Annotated in this window: 18 protein-coding genes and 1 riboswitch; of the genes, 16 read left to right on the plus strand and 2 right to left on the minus strand. The window is 38.8% G+C overall.

The annotated features are described in order from the left end of the window. The 16 genes from IGL93_RS05160 to IGL93_RS05235 all read left to right on the plus strand — a co-directional run bounded on the left by IGL93_RS05160 (position 1) and on the right by IGL93_RS05235 (position 15729). Positions 1-360 carry a tail assembly chaperone gene (locus IGL93_RS05160; RefSeq protein ID WP_002357848.1) on the plus strand — a complete coding sequence of 120 codons (360 nt, stop codon included), beginning with the start codon at positions 1-3 and terminating at the stop codon, positions 358-360. Between the two features lie 17 nt (positions 361-377). Continuing rightward, a complete protein-coding gene (locus tag IGL93_RS05165) occupies positions 378-746 on the plus strand; it encodes a hypothetical protein (protein ID WP_010775780.1) in 369 nt (122 codons plus the stop codon). After that, entirely contained in the window at positions 736-3669 is a 2934-nt protein-coding gene (locus IGL93_RS05170) for a phage tail protein (protein ID WP_010775781.1), read from the plus strand. Before IGL93_RS05165 ends, IGL93_RS05170 begins: the two co-directional genes overlap by 11 nt. A gap of 1 nt (position 3670) precedes the next feature. Next, entirely contained in the window at positions 3671-4597 is a 927-nt protein-coding gene (locus IGL93_RS05175; protein ID WP_010775782.1) for a distal tail protein Dit, read from the plus strand. 12 nt (positions 4598-4609) lie between these two features. Beyond that, complete coding sequence (locus IGL93_RS05180) at positions 4610-6067, plus strand: phage tail protein (RefSeq protein WP_010775783.1); 1458 nt, start codon at positions 4610-4612, stop codon at positions 6065-6067. A gap of 32 nt (positions 6068-6099) precedes the next feature. Continuing rightward, positions 6100-7869, plus strand: a complete 1770-nt coding sequence (locus tag IGL93_RS05185) for a hypothetical protein (RefSeq protein WP_010775784.1) — start codon at positions 6100-6102, stop codon at positions 7867-7869. Positions 7870-7892: 23 nt separating this feature from the next. Next, complete coding sequence (locus tag IGL93_RS05190; protein WP_002357842.1) at positions 7893-8288, plus strand: phage holin family protein; 396 nt, start codon at positions 7893-7895, stop codon at positions 8286-8288. Positions 8289-8406: 118 nt separating this feature from the next. After that, positions 8407-9531 (plus strand): SH3 domain-containing protein, encoded by a 1125-nt coding sequence (locus tag IGL93_RS05195; RefSeq protein ID WP_025192675.1) that lies wholly within the window; start codon positions 8407-8409, stop codon positions 9529-9531. A gap of 153 nt (positions 9532-9684) precedes the next feature. After that, positions 9685-10605, plus strand: a complete 921-nt coding sequence (truB, locus tag IGL93_RS05200) for a tRNA pseudouridine(55) synthase TruB (RefSeq protein WP_002357840.1) — start codon at positions 9685-9687, stop codon at positions 10603-10605. Positions 10606-10630: 25 nt separating this feature from the next. Beyond that, on the plus strand, positions 10631-11581 hold the full coding sequence (gene ribF / locus IGL93_RS05205) for a riboflavin biosynthesis protein RibF (RefSeq protein WP_010775786.1): 951 nt from the start codon (positions 10631-10633) through the stop codon (positions 11579-11581). Next, a complete protein-coding gene (locus IGL93_RS05210; protein WP_010775787.1) occupies positions 11581-12177 on the plus strand; it encodes a GNAT family N-acetyltransferase in 597 nt (198 codons plus the stop codon). Before ribF ends, IGL93_RS05210 begins: the two co-directional genes overlap by 1 nt. Positions 12178-12326: 149 nt before the next feature. After that, positions 12327-12650: a PadR family transcriptional regulator gene (locus tag IGL93_RS05215; RefSeq protein ID WP_010775788.1), complete on the plus strand. Its 324-nt coding sequence runs from the start codon at positions 12327-12329 to the stop codon at positions 12648-12650. A gap of 3 nt (positions 12651-12653) precedes the next feature. Next, positions 12654-12995 carry a DUF1048 domain-containing protein gene (locus tag IGL93_RS05220; RefSeq protein WP_002357836.1) on the plus strand — a complete coding sequence of 114 codons (342 nt, stop codon included), beginning with the start codon at positions 12654-12656 and terminating at the stop codon, positions 12993-12995. Positions 12996-13020: 25 nt separating this feature from the next. Next, positions 13021-13281, plus strand: coding sequence for a DUF2087 domain-containing protein (locus IGL93_RS05225; RefSeq protein WP_002360471.1), 261 nt, complete (start codon positions 13021-13023; stop codon positions 13279-13281). A gap of 158 nt (positions 13282-13439) precedes the next feature. Then, positions 13440-14615, plus strand: coding sequence for an FtsW/RodA/SpoVE family cell cycle protein (locus IGL93_RS05230; RefSeq protein WP_002357834.1), 1176 nt, complete (start codon positions 13440-13442; stop codon positions 14613-14615). Continuing rightward, entirely contained in the window at positions 14581-15729 is a 1149-nt protein-coding gene (locus IGL93_RS05235) for an FtsW/RodA/SpoVE family cell cycle protein (protein WP_010775789.1), read from the plus strand. Before IGL93_RS05230 ends, IGL93_RS05235 begins: the two co-directional genes overlap by 35 nt. A gap of 61 nt (positions 15730-15790) precedes the next feature. Here IGL93_RS05235 and IGL93_RS05240 read toward each other — a convergent pair whose 3' ends face one another. After that, positions 15791-16678 carry a LysR family transcriptional regulator gene (locus IGL93_RS05240; protein ID WP_002357832.1) on the minus strand — a complete coding sequence of 296 codons (888 nt, stop codon included), beginning with the start codon at positions 16676-16678 and terminating at the stop codon, positions 15791-15793. Positions 16679-16701: 23 nt separating this feature from the next. After that, positions 16702-17577 (minus strand): LysR family transcriptional regulator, encoded by an 876-nt coding sequence (locus IGL93_RS05245; RefSeq protein ID WP_002382245.1) that lies wholly within the window; start codon positions 17575-17577, stop codon positions 16702-16704. Positions 17578-17829: 252 nt separating this feature from the next. Further along, positions 17830-18000, plus strand: a riboswitch (M-box (ykoK) riboswitch). Positions 18001-18066: the final 66 nt, after the last annotated feature.

Consider the following 18066-nt stretch of genomic DNA (forward strand, 5'->3'; position numbering starts at 1 on the left):
ATGAATTTAGAGATTAACGGAAAAACAATTGAAGTGAAATTTACGATTGGCGCGATTCGCGAATTAGATAAACGTTACCAAATTGAAAATGGCGCTGCCAAATTCGGCATGGGCATCAGTTCAGCAATGATTTATTTACGCCAATACAATCCAGTAATCTTAGTTGACATCATGGAAGCTTTACAAAGTGGGCAATTAAAAATAGGTAAGTCGGAAATTGAAGCATGGTTAATGACCCAAGATGTCAAAAAACTTTCAGATGATTTGCTTAAAGAAATGGGAAAGCAACCTCTTACAAAACCAATGATCGATCAGTTCAGCAAAGAAGCGAAGAAAGCAGAAGCGCAAGCGACCAACTAATTAAAACGAGCGATGACGTGTATCACGACATCGCTCTTTCTGCTTTTCGCTACTTGGGCTGTCGTTCATTTGAAGAAGTGGATCGGATGACCATGTCTGAATTTGAATTACGAATGATTGCTTTTAATTTAGCAGAAGTAGATGAAGAGCGGAAAAGGCACGAGCTTGCCTACTTAAATGTTAAAGCGCAAGCGACAAACAAAAAAGGAAAACCCGTTTTTGAAAACTTTAAAAGTTTTTATGATTATGAAAAACGAGTTGCTGAAGTTCTGGCAGCTAACCAGCCACAACGAACGAAATTAAATGAGCGGAAAAAAACGCAACTTGCCACTGTGGCAGAGCGTCTACGCCGCTATCGAGAAGGGAGGAGAGTAGATGGAGAATGACAAAGAAAAAACGCCGTTATCGGAGGCAAAGAAAAGCCTTGCAGGCGTCCAACAAGCATTAAAAAGTATGAGCGGTGAGTATGCCTTATTAAGTGGATATTTAGGGAAAATTAGTGCGGGTGTCAATCAGTCAGCCACGGTCATGAACACATTTAAAACCGTCATGCAACAATCTGGAGAAACAGTGAAAAAAACAGGAGACGAAACAGCAAAGGCAGCAGATCAAATGAACACAGCGTTAACAGATTCTGCTGAACAAGCCGGTGAAGCAGCTAAAAAAGCGGGGAAAGAAACCTCTGATGGCTTTACTAATGCACAAAATAATATGCTGAGCTTTGGGACGGCCATGACTAGTGCCGTTTCCTTACCTATGCTGAACGTTTTAAAAACAGCTATGGGCGTCGGTGCTGGGGTCAGTGGCGAATTTCAAGGAATGCAAGGACTGATTATGGCTAGTGCAGGAGGGATTTCTGATTCATTGCAAGGCGAGTTGCAAGGGGCATTGACTCAGATGAATCAATCATTTGAAGCGGCGGCACAAGTGATTCAAAGCGTGATGGCTCCAGGAATGGAAATTTTGGTTCAAGTGGTTATCACAGTCGTCAAAGGCATTACAGCTTTGGTGAATTTATTTATCAAATTACCAAAACCCGTCCAAGTTTTTATTGTTGCCATTATGGGCATTTTAGCCGCCATTGGGCCCATGCTGATTATGGTAACGATGGCTCAGCAAAAATTTCAACAGTTTAGTGATGGTTTGGTTCTTGTAAAAGGAAACATTGGGAAGTTAGGTGGTGGCTTATCAAAACTAAGTGCTAGTTTTAGTGCCTTAAGTGGAGGACCGTTAATTTTAATTGTAGCAGCCGTTTTAGCAGCGGTAGCAGCGTTTATTTATTTCTATAAAACCAATGAAACATTTAGAAATAGTATCAATAGCTTAGCTAGTGCCATTCAAGGAGCTGTTTCAGCGGCGTTTGGCAAATTGGTAGGATTGCTACAACAGATCCAGCCGGCCTTTCAGCAAGTAATGGCAGTTTTTAAACAATTTTTTGCAGTAGGCTTAGAGAAAATGGCGACTATTTTTTCAACAATTGGTCGTGTGCTAACAGGCGTTTTTGCCAGCGGTTTGCAATTAGGTAGTAACTTATTAGGGCAATTTGGTGGCACCTTTGACAAAGCTGGTTTAGCGGTTGGTCTTTTGGTAAAAGTTCTGACAAAAGTTGCACTGGCTGCATTAGGAATTTCTGGGCCGTTTGGTCTAATTATTTCCTTGATTGTTTCATTCGTGACGGCCTGGATGAAAACCGGTGATTTGAGTGCGGGTGGTATTACCCAAGTCTTTGATAATTTAGGTAACACGATTACATCTGTTACAACAATGTTGGCAGCTAATCTACCGAAAGTTATACAACTTTTTACAACCGTCTTAACCAGTATTCTCGGGAAAATAACAGAAGCTATTCCAAGCATCGTAACCGCGTTATCTAGTTTAATTACGTTAATTGTTGGTGCGATCGTTGCCAATTTGCCAGTCTTAATTGAAGCGGCAACGCAAATTATTACTACGTTGATTCAGGGGATTACAACAGTCTTACCAATGTTGATAGAAGTTGGTTTGAGCTTATTAATGACTTTAGTTAATGCGATTGTCACCGCCTTGCCAACAATTACAACTGCAGCGATTAATATCATCACTACATTAGTGACAGCTTTTGTCACAGCGTTACCAATGCTAGTTACAGCAGGTGTTTCAATTATCACAGCCTTAGTCAATGCATTTGTTACTATGTTACCGTTGATTTTGACTGCTGGTTTACAAATTTTGATGGCATTAATCACTGGGATTATGACGATTTTACCTCAGTTAATTCAATCAGCGCTGACGATTATTCTAGCGTTAGTGACTGCGTTGGTAGGTGCCTTGCCACAGATTATCAGCGCAGGTGTCAAATTGTTAATGGCGTTAATTCAAGGAATTATTTCGATTTTACCAACCTTAGTTGCGGCAGCTATTACCTTAATTTTGACATTGGTAAATGCCTTAATTGGTGCCTTGCCACAAATCATCAGCGCAGGCGTCAAATTGCTAATGGCTTTGATCCAAGGGATTATTTCAATTTTACCGCAACTGGTTACTGCAGCAATTACGCTAATTACCGCTTTAATGGGTGCGTTAATCAATGCGTTGCCACAGTTGTTAAGTGCTGGGATTCAACTGATTCAAGCCTTAATTAATGGTGTACTCAGTCTATTGGGTGCCTTGCTGTCCGCAGCAGGAACATTAATCTCACAAATGATCACGAAGATTGGTTCTTATTTTGGTCAACTGTTAGCTTCGGGCGGACAGTTAGTTGAAAATATCAAAAATGGGGTTACCAATGCAGCCGATCAGGTAAAAAATGCCATTGGTTCTGTAATTGAAGGTGCTTGGCAAGCAATCCAAGGTTGGTTTTCAAAATTCACCGATGCCGGTGCGAATATTGTCGGTATGATTGCTGATGGAATTACAGGCGCAATTGGAAAAGCCAAAGAAGCAATCGATGGGGTCGTCAGTAAAATTCGTAACTTTTTACCATTTTCACCAGCAAAAGAAGGTCCCTTATCTGATTTGCATAAATTGAATTTCGGCGGCACGATTGCCACGGGGATTTATGCAGGCGAAACAGCCGTTAGTAGAGCAATGGCTTCTATTTTAGACTTACCGCTGTTAAATGATTTTGCCTTGGACTTAGCTGGTCGAGGAAACTTCACAGCAACGATTGACCATCGTTTAGAAAATGATGCATACAATCGACCATTATTTGTGACAGTAGAGTCAACGTTAGATGGGAAAGTTGTCGCAGCAACTACGGCGCCTTATTTAGCAACAGAGTTACAACGACAACAAGTGAAACAAAATAACCGCTTAGGAAGGAGAGGATAACATGTATAAATTTGTTGATACCAATCAAGCAACTCATTCAACGCCTCTTCCTTCAGAAGCGTTGAATTTTAACGGTCAATTTTTAGAAAAAGTCATCCCTGGCTATCAAACATTATCAGTTTCAGGACGAGAATTAGTTCCAAGCGAAATTGAAAGCTATCAATTAGGGATTCGTGATGGCAAACGCCACGTTTATGCGCGGATTCCAGAACGAGAATTAACAGTCAAATATCGACTTTCAGCTGTGAATAATGAAGCGTTTCGAGATGCATTTAATCATTTAAATGTTGCTTTGTTTACGGAAAAAGACGTTTCTATTTGGTTTAACGATGAACCGGAAATGCTGTGGTTTGGTAGTAAGTCTTCAGTGAGTGATGTACCCGAAGGCGTTAACCAAGTAACAGGCACTTTTACTTTATTGCTTTCTGATCCGTATAAATACACACGGAGTGATGCGACTAGTGTGATGTGGGGTTCGCCAACCATTACATTTCAAGCGAATTACTTAATGGGGAATACAGGCTCAGGTGCAGTTGATTTTCCAATTTTAATTGAAGGTGGAGCCTATTGGGGATCAACCATGATTACCTTTCAAAATCGGGCTTACACGATGGGGGATTTAGGCAAAGAAGTTCGGCCAATTGAAATTTATCCTACGGTCGAAGGGTTAAAAGTCAAACCGACCATTATTTTAGCAGGAACCGGACGTGGTGTTTGGATTAAAACAAGGAACGATACAATTAACTTAGGTGACTTTGATCGTTCGGAAATTATCATTGATACTGAAAATTTTTATCTGACAAAAAATGGTGCACCGATGATTCGACCAATGAACGATTTTTATCTATATCCCAATGAACCGCTGTATATTCAAGCCAAAGATAGCGACTTCCGCTTGACGATTCGCTATCCTAACCGATTTGTGTAGGAGGGTGATTAAATGTTAATGGCGCTGGATTTGAAAAGAACATATACGGCAATTTTGGACAATGCCTATCAAGTCAGTTATGAAAAAATAGAGAACAAAATTGGCAGTTTAGATTTTACCATGCCACTAGATGATCCTAAAAATGAATTTATTGAAGAAATGCAATGGGTGGAACTGACCGACAATGAGAATGAATATATTGGTTTATATCGCGTGATGCCAACCACAATTAAGAAAGATGCGAACAATAATCAAATTCACTACTCTGCCACAGAAGCATTATGTACCTTAGGCGATACTGTCCTATTTGGTTGTCACGAAATTAAAAACAAAACAACGAAAGAGGCCATTCAATTTCTATTGAATAAACAAAAAACAAAGCATTGGGTCCTGAAAAAATGTGATTTTTCAAGGAAATTAACCTATAAATGGGAGAATGAAAACGGGCTAGTCGAGCCTTTATTTAGCATCCCAGCCGATTTCGAAGAGGAATATCTTTGGCAATGGAATACAGAGGTCTATCCTTTTGAACTTTCATTAGTCAAACCACCAACAGAACCAGTTGCGCGAATTCAAGAAGGTTACAATATGCAAGGATTCGAAATAGAACGTAATCCCAAGATGCTAATCAATCGGATTTATCCATTAGGTTCAGGCGAAGGTGTTAACAAAGTCAATATTCGCTCGGTCAATCAAGGGGTTCCGTATTTAGAGAACAAGGCCGCAATTGACCGCTATGGTTTATTGGAGTCAATTTGGGTGGAACAGCGTTTTTCTGATCCCAAGGCATTAAAGGAAAATGCTTTGCGAATGTTAGAAGAATGGACCAAACCACAAGTTTCTTGGGTAGTGACTGCAGCTGATTTAATTAAATTAACAGATCAACCTTTGGCAATCGATCGTTTGCGGTTGGGTACGGTTATCATGATTAATACGAATGAGTTTGGGAGTGTCAACCTTCGTATCAAAAAAGAAAGTAAAAAAGATGTCTTTGGTGCCCCCCAAGACATTCAGCTAGAGTTGGGAAATCTGCAAGAAACAATTCATAGTACCATGACAGCTTTCAGTCGGAAACAAGAGATTAGCGAAACTTACGCACAAGGGGCGACGACACTTTTAAATCGTTCAATACAAGGAGAACTTAGCAAGACACAGCCAGTGGAGCTGAATTTATACTTTGACGAGGACATTCTTTATATAAACACCGCAGAATTAACGTTCAAGGCAACTGCTAAAGGACCTTCGCATTCTGTAACGAACATTGATTTGGTAGTGGATGGCAAAAAATTACCCCAACTATCATTGCAACAACAACGGCTAAACATTTTGAGTTATTTACGAAAAACAACAGATGGAAAAATCGAACGCGGCAATCACACGCTTCAATTTTTCTCTCATCAGCCACTATGGTTGGATGCTTCGGTCATCTGTCGTGTGTATATTCAATCCCAATTGGGTGGCCAGTTTTAATAAAATAATGAAAACTAGAGGAGTGTGACGAAATGTCAGTAGAACATATTGAAGAATTAGATACCCTGAATCAAGGTCGCCTTAAAATCAATGCAATCTTGGATCAGTCGAATGCATCAGCTGAGAAAGTAGATGCTTACCAAGTCCAGTTAACGAATGGAATTTCTGAAGCGAAAAACATCGCAGATGAAGCTGGCAAAGAAGCCGTACAAATTGCCACCGATGCAGGCAATCAAGCAAATGAAACAGCCAACCAAGCGATGAACAATGCCAAAACAGCCATCACGATTGCAGGAAATGCAGTTTCAACGGCAAATAATAATAAACAAGAATTTGATACTTTGCGAAATGATTTCGATCAATTAGTAGCAGAAGCAGGTGATAGTAATCCAGAAATTGTCCAAGCACGCACAGATACACAAGGCATCAAACAAGCTACTCTAGCGAATCGTCTTCAAATTGATTTGAATGACCGCATGACAAAAGCAGATGGCATTTCTTTATTGGCTAAGCCAACTACTGTCAAAATGAAGTTAGACTTTAACGGTAAAACGGCCGGCAATACAGCCACCAATGCAAACAGTTATTCCACTGATTTTACGGCTAAAATTCTTAAAAAGCCAACAGACGTTTGGGAGGAAGTTTCCCAAGCGGACTACAATAAAATGGCCAGCCGTGATGATGAGGGTGTGAAAACAGGTTCCACCCAAAGTGGTGTAATTCCACAACAGTTAGCGGCCTTCAATCTCGTTGAAGCCGCAAAAAAATTAATTCCACAAATGTTTGAAACATTCACAACTGACGAGGCGGTGGCATTTGTTCGCCAGAACGTTCAATTTTTTACGATTAATCAACGTGTGAAAGCCGCTGCGCCCAATAATCAAACGATTAAAATCGCTGCGTATTTACCAACTACGGATAATTGGGTAACTCAAATCCAAGAATCAGCAAAAGAGTTCAGCGATTTTTCAATTCAAATCAATGATCAGAATTTTATCACAGATGAAGGGTTCATTTATTTAATGAGCTATACAGATTCATCGAATGGGGTGACGCCAGCCAGCGTAGAAGTTGATTACGTGGGACTTCATATTGGTCTGTCTGTTGATGCCCAAGCGGTTTTAGCGAAGAGTGGTTTTGTTCAGGCAGAGCAACTCAATACCCATGTGGAAAATCAGGATAATCCACACCAAGTAACCGCTGAACAAGTTGGGCTGGGCAATGTAGAAAATTATGGCTTCGCATCAGACAGCGAAGCAGTCGCGGGAACTTTAACGAGTAAATATATGCACCCGAAAAACGTTGCGGAAGCGATTAAAGGTCAAGCTGTGACACAAACAGGTGACCAAGAGATTGCTGGGATGAAGAATTTTGTAACTATGCCAACCGTCAATGGTGTGCCTTTGGAATCCTCTAAAATGGCCATTTATGAAGCTAGTGGAGTCGGTGAAGTCGAGGCAAAATATCAGGCGGCCTTTAATAAAGTGAATATGAAATTTGTATTAATCAGAGTTGGAAATCGTGTCGATGCATTTGTAAGATGTAATTTGAGTGATCCAACGAAATTGAACAGTCAGGTGATCAAAGTTTTTAATGTTCCCACAGGTTATAGTATAAATTCTGTTCTCAAAAGAAATATTTGGAATATTCCTTTAACGGCAGTTCAATACAACTTTCCTCAACCAATTTGTACAGCCTTGTACGAAATAGATAATAAGGGAATTATATTCTGTTCTAACCGTGCTGGAAATATTTACCTCCAAGGAAGTTGGTACACAGACGATCCGTTTCCAACAAAATAACAAGCTAGTTTAGGAGTCTTTTTATGGAACGTTATCTCAACACAATAACAATGCTTTTAAGCATTTTCGGTGGGATTGTCGTACGTTTATTAGGTGGATTAGATCAATTGTTGGATGTCTTCCTCTTTTTAATTATTGTCGATTTCATCACAGGTTGGATTAAGGCAATCGCCACAAAAGAATTGTCCAGTCGGATTGGTATGCTCGGAATTGCGAAAAAAGTTACGATGTTATTTGTGGTTGCCGTAGCGGTTCGTGTTGAAAAAGTTGTGGGGAACAATTTGCCAATTCGGGAAATGGTTCTGATTTTTTACATTGCGAACGAAGGACTTTCTTTTTTTGAAAATATTGCGACCTTTATTCCTATGCCGAAAAAGTTAAAAGAGTTATTTATTCAGTTAAAAAATAAAGATGATTAAGTAGAAGTGGTCGGGACAAACGTAGAACTTTCGGCTGATTGCCGAAGAAATTACTTCTGTCCCGCCATTTATCTGCAGGTTTAAGCCGTGGAAGGGAAGTTGTTTTGACTTTCCTTTCATGGCTTTTTTAAGAAAGGAGTATGCTATGTTTAAAAAATTAATGATTCAACTTGCTTTAGTGATTGGCTTAAGTTTAACGATTCCGATGACGGCTTGCGCTTACACCATCGAAGCGGATCCAATCAACTTTACTTATTTTCCAGGCTCTGCAAGCAATGAATTAATTGTTTTACATGAATCAGGAAACGAGCGGAACCTAGGACCACACAGTTTAGACAATGAAGTGGCCTATATGAAACGAAATTGGTCAAATGCTTATGTCTCATATTTTGTCGGATCTGGTGGACGAGTGAAACAATTAGCTCCTGCTGGTCAAATTCAATATGGCGCAGGTTCTTTAGCTAATCAAAAAGCCTATGCGCAAATCGAATTGGCTCGAACGAATAATGCGGCGACGTTTAAAAAAGATTATGCTGCCTATGTTAATTTGGCCCGTGATTTGGCTCAGAACATTGGTGCTGATTTTTCGCTGGACGATGGAACAGGTTATGGCATAGTCACTCATGATTGGATTACAAAAAATTGGTGGGGAGATCATACAGATCCTTATGGTTATTTAGCGCGTTGGGGGATTAGTAAAGCGCAGTTGGCACAAGATTTACAAACGGGCGTTTCTGAAACAGGTGAGACTGTCATTGTTCAGCCAGGTAAACCTAATGCACCAAAATATCAAGTAGGACAAGCAATTCGTTTCACTTCAATCTATACAACACCAGATGCTTTAATCAATGAACATCTATCAGCAGAGGCACTTTGTACACAGGTAGGAACAATTACAGCGAAATTACCCGACCGACAAAACCTTTACCGTATTGAAAATAGCGGACATTTGTTAGGTTATGTGAACGACGGCGACATTGCTGAACTTTGGCGCCCGCAAACGAAGAAATCATTTCTAATTGGTGTGGACGAAGGCATTGTTTTAAGAGCAGGACAACCTAGTTTGTCAGCACCTATTTATGGTATCTGGCCCAAAAATACTCGCTTTTATTACGATGCGTTTTATATTGCAGATGGGTATGTTTTTATTGGTGGAACAGATACGACAGGCGCGAGAATTTATTTGCCAATCGGACCAAACGATGGCAACGCACAGAATACATGGGGATCATTTACTAGCTAAAAAAAGCCACAAACTCTGCTTTTATCAGAGTTTGTGGCTTTTTTTGCATTTAGCAGAGATTTTGCCAAAGGGAATAAGCAATGGAGACTGCGAAGCTAGGTACTTTTATGCTATAATGACAAAGTTAGTATTATCGGAACTGGAGGAACTATAATGGACGGCATTTTACCGTTATGGAAGGAACGTGGCATGACAAGTCATGACTGCGTATTTAAATTGAGAAAAATTTTACATACCAAAAAAATTGGTCATGGTGGTACGCTAGATCCAGATGTCGAAGGGGTCTTACCCATCTGCGTTGGCAAAGGAACGAAAGTGATCGAATACATGGTAGATTCTGGCAAAACCTATGAAGGTGAAATTACACTTGGATTTGCTACGACAACCGAAGATGTTAGTGGCGAAATTGTTGAAAAAAAACCAGTTACAACACCTCTGTCAACTGAACAAATTGATCAAGCAATGGCCGAAATGACAGGTGAAATCACACAAATCCCACCGATGTTTTCTGCGGTGAAAGTCAATGGTAAACGTTTATATGAATATGCGCGGAACGGGGAAGAAGTTGAACGGCCCCAACGAAAAGCTATGATTTATTCATTTGAACGTACTAGTGAACCAATTTTTAATGAATCCGCTCAAACACAAAGTTGGCGGTTTAAAGTGGTCTGTGGCAAAGGAACCTATGTGCGGACACTATCCGTGGATACTGGCAAAAAATTAGGCTATCCTGCCCATATGTCGGATTTAACGAGAACGGCAAGTGGCGGTTTGCAAGCTGCGCAATGCTTAACGTTAGAAGAAGTAGCCAAACAAATGGCTGCTGAAACAATCGATCAATGCCTGTTGCCCATTGAGACAGCAGTAGAACAATTCCCACGAATTGATTTATCAGATGAATTGTATCAAAAAGTAAAAAATGGCATGCGTTTGCACAAAAAAGAACTAGGAATAAAGGCAATGCCAGAATCCTTAGTTGCCTTATTTTACCAAAATCAAGTGGTTAGTTTATACATGCCACACCCAACGCATGATAAATTATTGAAACCAAGTAAAGTTCTACGGAACAATTAAATAAAAAAGAAGGAAGTTTTTGCACATGCAAGTTATTCAACTACATCATCCCTATGAACCCACTCAAATTCCTAATGAAGAAGTCGTGATGGTCCTAGGCTTTTTTGACGGTGTTCACAAAGGCCACCAAAAAGTAATTGAAACAGGCAAAAAGATTGCTGAGGAAAAAGGCTTGAAGTTAGCTGTGATGACCTTCAACCAACACCCATCAATCGTTTTTCAAAAAGTTTTACCAGAAAATATGAAATATTTAACTAGCTTGGAACAAAAAGAACGCCTAATGGCCAACTTGGGCGTTGATATTTTATATATTGTCGAATTTACTTCAGCGTTTGCTCAATTAAAACCGCAAGATTTTGTCGATCAGTATATCGTTAATTTAAATAGTGCAGTGGCAGTCTCTGGGTTTGATTATACGTATGGTCCTAAAGAAATCGCTGGAGTCAAACAGTTACCAACTTATGCGCAAGGCCGTTTTGAAGTGGTGACAGTACCAAAAGAAGAAATGACTGGTGCCAAAATTAGCTCAACAAGAATTCGCGAAAAAATGGAAGCCGGCGAAATGGAGGAGGTCACGGAGTTGTTAGGATATATTTATGAAACAGAAGGAACAGTTGTCCATGGCGATGCTCGTGGCCGTTTATTGGGTTTCCCGACCGCTAATGTCAAAGTGAAAAGCACCGTGCGCTTACCAAGAATTGGTGTCTATGCTGTGCAAATCGAAGTAGGTGGCAAATGGTATGTCGGCATGGGCTCAATTGGTCATAATGACACCTTTGGAGAAGGACGCGATCTAACCGTGGAAGTCTATATTTTGGACTTCCATCAAGACATCTATGGTGAGCAAGTGGTGGTTCGTTGGAATCATTATTTACGTGACCAAGTGAAATTCAATGGGGCTGAAGCCTTGATCGACCAATTAAAACAAGATGAACGAGATACGGCTGACTATTTCCAACAATCTGAGGACAAATAATGAAGATTCGTCAAGAAAAACCTGCAGAGTATCAAGCTGTAGAGCGTTTAACGTATCAAGCGTTCAAGGAATTAAACTTGACCGAAAACTGGCGTCCCACAGAGCATTTTATCGTGCATTTATTAAGAGAAAGTGCCGACTTTATTCCGGAGTTGTCCTTAGTTTCAGAAACTGATCAAGGAAAATTAACGGGTCATATTATGTCTTCAAAAGCCAAACTACGATTACCTGATCATACAGAAAAGGCTGTTTTGACCGTTGGGCCGCTAAGTGTCCATCCAGAAGCACAGAACACGGGCGTAGGCTCAGCGTTAATTAAGCATTCTGTGCAGAAGGCCAAAGAATTAGGCATCGGCGGATTGATTATCCTGGGCCATCCAACTTACTATACGAAGTTCGGTTTTGTTCCAGCGACTACTTTTCAGATTACGTTACCGGAAAAAGAAACATCAGAAGCATTATTGGCTTTGGAATTACTGCCAGGTTATTTTGGTACAAGTGGTGGGGAGTGGCATTTTTCAACATGCTTTGCTTATCCAGAAACACACCTTGCAGAATTAGAAGCCTTTGAAGCAGACCTCGGAATAAATGAATAAAGAATAATAAGACACGACAACCACTAGTTAAGTACTGGTAGTTGTCGTGTCTTTACTACTTTTTACTACAAAGTAGTTGACAGAACCGGTACTCAGTATTATTATGTAGTGGTACATAGTAATAAAGAGTAGTTCAGGGAGGAAAAGCAGTGAAGCAGACAGAGTTGCTAAAAGGCATTTTAGAAGGTTTAGTTTTAGCCATCATCCAAAGGAAAGAAACATATGGTTATGAAATTACAAAAATTTTAAATGACCAAGGGTTTACTGAAATTGTTGAAGGAACCATTTATACGATTTTACTGCGTTTAGAAAAAAATCAATGGGTTATAGCTGAAAAAAAGCCTTCAGAAAAAGGGCCAATGCGGAAGTTCTATCGCTTAACCTCATCAGGAGAAGCAGAACTCGCTGATTTTTGGCAGCGGTGGACGTTGCTTTCAAAACAAGTAAACAAGATGAAAAAAATGGAGGGATAGAGCATGTCAAATTTTAAAGCGTTGATCAAAAAAGTTGTTGGGGATAAAAAAGAGTACAAAGAATATAAACGACGTATTGCAGCATTACCAGCAGAGTATCGACAAGTATTTCAAGAAATTGAAAAATATGCATGGCATTTTTCAGATCATAGCGGAGCCAATATGTTCAATGCGTTGACTGATTTACTTGATTTGTTTGAAGAAGGAGCTGCTAACGGAACACCTATCAAAAATATTACGGGAGAAAAAGTAGGCGATTTTGCTGAAACAATTGTCAATGAAGTCGCTGGCAAATGGACTGATAAACAGAAAGAAAAACTGAATCATCAATTTTCTAAACAATAGTCAAAACAAAAAAAGGAGAATAAACATGGTTGAAAATTTCTTTAAAGAAGGAAAGTTGCTGGTTATTCCCAAGAAAAATGCGAAAAAAGTCCAAGTGTTTCAACGTGTGGCCAACCAATTTGAATTTGGGAAAGAATATACGGAAAAAGAAGTCAATCAGCGACTTAGAGAAATCTATGAAGATTATGCACTTTTGAGACGGTATTTAGTAGATTATCAGTATTTAGAAAGAGATAAGTTTGGAAAAATTTATCAGAAATGTGAGCAACACACAAAAATTATATAAATGGCTTTTTTTAAAAGTAGCGAAACTAGGTGAAATGAACCAAGTCTAGCTACTTTTTGTTATGTAAGCTTAGTAATAGTTCTATAAAAAACTCTCTATTTGTTTTCTAACTCAGACTGGTAAGATTGATTTAATTAGAAAAAGATAGAGGTGAGAGAATGAATCTACGTACTTTAGGTCTAACAAAAATTCTTTTGACCTTTATTATATTAAGTATTATTGGCGCGTTAATGATTTATAGCGCCAGTAGCTATGACTTGTTGATGCAAGGCGTGAAGCCCACTGCTGTGTTTATTAAACAAGGCATTATTATGTGTCTCAGCTGGGTGCTAATGTTCGTGATCTACAAAGTTCGACTAGAAGTGTTATTTAATAAGAAAATTGCGATTGGACTGCTTTTAGTTTCGGTACTATTACTGCTAATGGTTCGACTACCTTTTTTTGGTGTAGCAGCGAATGGCGCACAACGTTGGATTTCTCTCTTTGGAATCCAATTTCAGCCATCAGAACTTTGTAATTTTGCGATTATTTATTACTTGAGCTGTTATTTAGGTGAAAAAGAAAATGGCTTGACAACGAAGCAGTTAAGGAAACAATGGCTGTTTGTTTTGGTCGTTGCATTTTTAGTTTTGATTCAACCCAAAGTTGGCGGGGCTATTCTTATTTTAGTTATTGGCAGTGTCTTGATTTTCTCAGCAAGTATTCATGCAAAATTTAGTGTAATTGCTGCGGGGATTGTCGTTGCTAGCGCGGCGCTTCTTTCTAAAATAATTATTTTTCTAGGCGATCACCGCTACTTACCACATTTTTTTGCGCATGTGTATGACCGCTTAGTTGTTTTGAAAAATCCGTTTTTATCCTTTCATGATCGCGGATTTCAGCCTTCAATGGCCTATTTAGCAATGTATAATGGTGGATTTTGGGGCACTGGATTAGCCAATGGTATGGTAAAAAAAGGTGGCTTGCCAGAAGGTCAAACCGATTTTATTTTTGCGGTGATTGTGGAAGAACTTGGTTTGATTGGCGGCTTACTATTACTATTTCTTTTGTTATTTTTAGCGGCCTCGATTTTGCGAAGTAGTTGTGTAATAAAGAATCATTGTTACGGCTTGTTTTTGTTAGGGGTCGGGACCTTGATTTTAGCTCAAACGGCGATTAACATTGGTGGCGTTTTGGGTTTGATTCCAATGACGGGAATTCCTTTACCGTTTGTTAGTTACGGTGGGACAAGTTATTTAATCTTTTCAGTGGCATTAGGAATCGTCATTAAAATTATTGCAAACGAAAGGCGGCAGTTAAATGGTCAATACAAAAAAATTCAACTTACATCTTAATTATGATTTATTATTGCCCATTTTTTTACTCACACTTTTATCTTCTGGTGTGCAATATTGGATTGCCGTTAATGAAGGAAAAGATGGAACTGTGCCAGCATTAAAACAACTTTTCTTTATTTTTGTTGGCTATGCAGGCATGTTTTTAGCTAGTCGGCTGTCACAGAAATTTATTTGGAAAGTAGCTCCTTTTTTCTATGGGTTTTCATTAATCTTAATGAGTGCTTTGTATTTTTCCTATGACAAAGGAATGTATTTATTGACGGGCACAAAGCGCTGGTTAGATTTAGGGTTTATTAAATTTCAGCCATCAGAAATTGCGAAAATTGCGTTTATTTTAATGTTGGCAAAAATTATTGTCCAACATGAGCAACAAGACTGGTCTGATAAATGGCGTTCAGACAAGCAACTTCTAAAAAAAATCGTTGCGGTTAGTGTCCCTGTTTTTTTCTTGATGGCGGTACAAAAAGATTTTGGGACATCCCTTGTTTTCGTAACGATTATCCTATCTCTTTTAGTTATTTCAGGAATTGATTGCAAAATTTTAATCATTATTTTCAGTGCTTTAGCAACGTTAGGCATGGTCTTGATTCTGTTAGTCTTTACAGAGTGGGGGCACAAAGTACTCTTCTTTTTACATTTTAAACAATATCAATTGGATCGAATTTTAGCATGGATTCATCCCTATGATTATGTCGATAAAATCTCCTATCAACAAGTACAAGGTTTATTGGCAATTGGTTCGGGTGGTTTATTTGGCAAGGGTGTGCATGGGATTGAAGTGTATGTCCCTGTTCGTGAGTCTGATATGGTTTTTACTTTTATCGGGGAAGCCTGGGGCTTTGTGGGCAGTGCCACCGTTGTTTTTCTCTATTTTTACTTGTTTTATCAAGTTTTAGTAGCTGGCTTGCGGAGCAATTCGCGTTTTTGTATGTACATCTGTGTCGCCCTCATTTTTTCGCTGGTTTTTCAAACGGTGGAGAATATCGGTGCGGTGATTGGACTGTTGCCGTTAAAAGGTATTCCGCTTCCGTTTTTAAGTCAAGGAGGCACTTCGTTAGTGATGGCTATCACTTCTTTAGGATTTGTCAAAGGAAGAGAAGCCGCTACCTGAAAACACAAATAAAAACCAAGACTGGAACTCGCTTGCCGACAAGCTCTAGTCTTGGTTTTTACTATTGAAATTGTTTTTGGCATTCAGCCAAAAGTTGTTGAAGTTGTCGACTCATGTAACGTTCTTTTAAATAATAAACTGCCATGTTTCGTTTAGGTAGTTCTTGGTAAGTCAGTGTATGGATCGAATTGTCTAAAAGTTGAATATTTGTGTATTCGGGGACAATAGCGAAACTATCGGAATGAGACACCAAGTGAGTAATAAGTGAAAGAGTATCCACTTGAATGACTTTCTCTGGAGAAAAATTAGAAAACGTAGTATCTAGCCAATTGGTTAATTTGTTTTGCTCGGAAAATTCGGTATTTAAACGGACGAAGGGGTACATTGTTAGTTCTTTTAAAATTTCTTCCGTCGTGGCTTTGGCCAAAGCTGGATGATCATTTCTTAAAATGAATTGATAATTTGCTGTAAATAAATCAATTTTACCAATATGTTCAGGTAATGGTAAGTCAGCAAAGGAAATACCAAAATCTGCATCCATTGTTTCCAAGGATTGAAGAATATTTTCTGTAATAATAGTGTGGACTTGTAAGTTGGATGAACGATCCGTTAATGTTGTCATTAGTAAGTCATTCAATTTATATTCTAAATCACAGAGATAAGTGGCTACATAAATATGATTGGAAGAATGATTAATTTCTTTTAGCTCTTCTTCAATTGAGACCAACTCATTGGTGATGCGCCAACAATATTTTTCTAAAATTAATCCAGCTGGTGTTAAGGTGGTAGTTTGACCTTGGCGATTAAAAAGTTCCGCGCCTAACGTTGCTTCAAGAATTTTTATTTGCTTACTTAGGGCAGCTTGAGAAATTGCTAAATTTTCGGCTGCTTTAGTAAATTGTTTCACTTTGCATAACTCTAAAAAATAATGTAAACGAAATAGTTCCATGGGAATTCCTCCTTTTTCTATTCCTAGAATAAATAACGTAATTGTTCGAATAAATAACGGTGTGCTTCACAATGTCCGTGATGATTATTCTGAACTAAATAGATGGCTCGTTCTGGACTATCTTCCAGAGGAATACCAACTAAGTTACGTCTGTTTAGTTCATCAGTGAGTGAATAGGGAAGGATGCTACAGGCTTTTTCTCGTTGGACCATGTCTAAGACTAAATGAAGAGAAGGAAGTTCGATGACGATTTGCCGATTTTCCCAATTGATTTTACGTTCCCAACGTTTAAACACTTTTTTTTCATATACTTGATCGGAATATGCAGCAAAAGGTAAAGAACGAATTTCGTCAATCGTTACGCTATCGGCATGGGCTAAAGGATGATTTTTATTGACACAAAGGAGATAGCTTTCTGTATAAATTAATTCTTTCTCTAATGGAATCGAGGTATCCAAAAATATCCCAATCCCAATGTCAATTAAATCTGTTTCCAAGGCTGTTTCAAGATCGTAATAATACTTAAAATCAATACTTACATACGGATAGGATTGATTAAATAACAACAAGACTTCTCCAAATGCTTTATCTATATCAATTAAGTTTGTTCCAATCCGAATGGTCGTTGTCGATCCTTGGGTCACTAATTCATTAATCTCTTCTTGCGCTTCCTTAATGAGTGCAAAAATCATCTCTGTTCGCTTGGCGACGACTTCGCCTGCTGGAGAAAGCCGACAATGTTTCTTGTCTCTTAAAATTAATGAAGCACCTAATTCACGTTCCAACTCCTTGAGCTGGGTACTTAAATAAGGTTGACTCGTATGGAGCTTTTGAGAAGCTAAAGTAAAACTCGCATACTTTGAAACTGCCATAAAATATTCTAGTTGTTGTAATTTCATTTTCCTCACCGCCGTTTCTTTAACTATACAAAAAATAGCAGAAGAAAAGCTTCTCGACAAGGCTATCTGACGGTCTTTAGATTAATTTAACCAGTTATGATTCTATGAATAAATACGAATCATACCAGAAAACCATAGTAAATAAGCGGATTATTTTTCTTTTTGTTACTGAATGGACAAAAAGTTATCTGCTAAAAACTTTTTCTATATCGTTATTTTTTCAAGGAAGAATTATACTTGCTGTTGTAATTAAATAAGATTTGTTAGGTGAGGCTCCTATACAAACATAGGCTACTGCCCAAAAATGTCGAGAGACGCCAATGGGTAGAACAGGAACTGTCGAATGAAGGCTTTTCTTAAGGTAGCTAAAAGCAATCGCTTTTTACGTTGTATAGTGCTAAAGCTCAACGATAAGAACGATTATTCTTTGACACGTTGAGTTTTCAGCGTGTCTTTTTTTGTGGAAAGGGTGAGGAAAATGGAAGATGA

The organism is Enterococcus sp. DIV1328a, assembly GCF_050536905.1.
Classification (GTDB): Bacteria; Bacillota; Bacilli; order Lactobacillales; family Enterococcaceae; genus Enterococcus; species Enterococcus faecalis.

What these genes read in the sequence shown, in the direction of transcription:
- IGL93_RS05160 (WP_002357848.1), top strand. Translation starts at nt 1, where the DNA reads ATGAATTTAGAGATTAACGGAAAAACAATTGAAGTGAAATTTACGATT.
- IGL93_RS05170 (WP_010775781.1), top strand. Translation starts at nt 736, where the DNA reads ATGGAGAATGACAAAGAAAAAACGCCGTTATCGGAGGCAAAGAAAAGC.
- IGL93_RS05175 (WP_010775782.1), top strand. Translation starts at nt 3,671, where the DNA reads ATGTATAAATTTGTTGATACCAATCAAGCAACTCATTCAACGCCTCTT.
- IGL93_RS05180 (WP_010775783.1), top strand. Translation starts at nt 4,610, where the DNA reads ATGTTAATGGCGCTGGATTTGAAAAGAACATATACGGCAATTTTGGAC.
- IGL93_RS05185 (WP_010775784.1), top strand. Translation starts at nt 6,100, where the DNA reads ATGTCAGTAGAACATATTGAAGAATTAGATACCCTGAATCAAGGTCGC.
- IGL93_RS05190 (WP_002357842.1), top strand. Translation starts at nt 7,893, where the DNA reads ATGGAACGTTATCTCAACACAATAACAATGCTTTTAAGCATTTTCGGT.
- IGL93_RS05195 (WP_025192675.1), top strand. Translation starts at nt 8,407, where the DNA reads ATGGCTTTTTTAAGAAAGGAGTATGCTATGTTTAAAAAATTAATGATT.
- truB (WP_002357840.1), top strand. Translation starts at nt 9,685, where the DNA reads ATGGACGGCATTTTACCGTTATGGAAGGAACGTGGCATGACAAGTCAT.
- ribF (WP_010775786.1), top strand. Translation starts at nt 10,631, where the DNA reads ATGCAAGTTATTCAACTACATCATCCCTATGAACCCACTCAAATTCCT.
- IGL93_RS05210 (WP_010775787.1), top strand. Translation starts at nt 11,581, where the DNA reads ATGAAGATTCGTCAAGAAAAACCTGCAGAGTATCAAGCTGTAGAGCGT.
- IGL93_RS05220 (WP_002357836.1), top strand. Translation starts at nt 12,654, where the DNA reads ATGTCAAATTTTAAAGCGTTGATCAAAAAAGTTGTTGGGGATAAAAAA.
- IGL93_RS05225 (WP_002360471.1), top strand. Translation starts at nt 13,021, where the DNA reads ATGGTTGAAAATTTCTTTAAAGAAGGAAAGTTGCTGGTTATTCCCAAG.
- IGL93_RS05230 (WP_002357834.1), top strand. Translation starts at nt 13,440, where the DNA reads ATGAATCTACGTACTTTAGGTCTAACAAAAATTCTTTTGACCTTTATT.
- IGL93_RS05235 (WP_010775789.1), top strand. Translation starts at nt 14,581, where the DNA reads ATGGTCAATACAAAAAAATTCAACTTACATCTTAATTATGATTTATTA.
- IGL93_RS05240 (WP_002357832.1), bottom strand. Translation starts at nt 16,678, where the DNA reads ATGGAACTATTTCGTTTACATTATTTTTTAGAGTTATGCAAAGTGAAA.
- IGL93_RS05245 (WP_002382245.1), bottom strand. Translation starts at nt 17,577, where the DNA reads ATGAAATTACAACAACTAGAATATTTTATGGCAGTTTCAAAGTATGCG.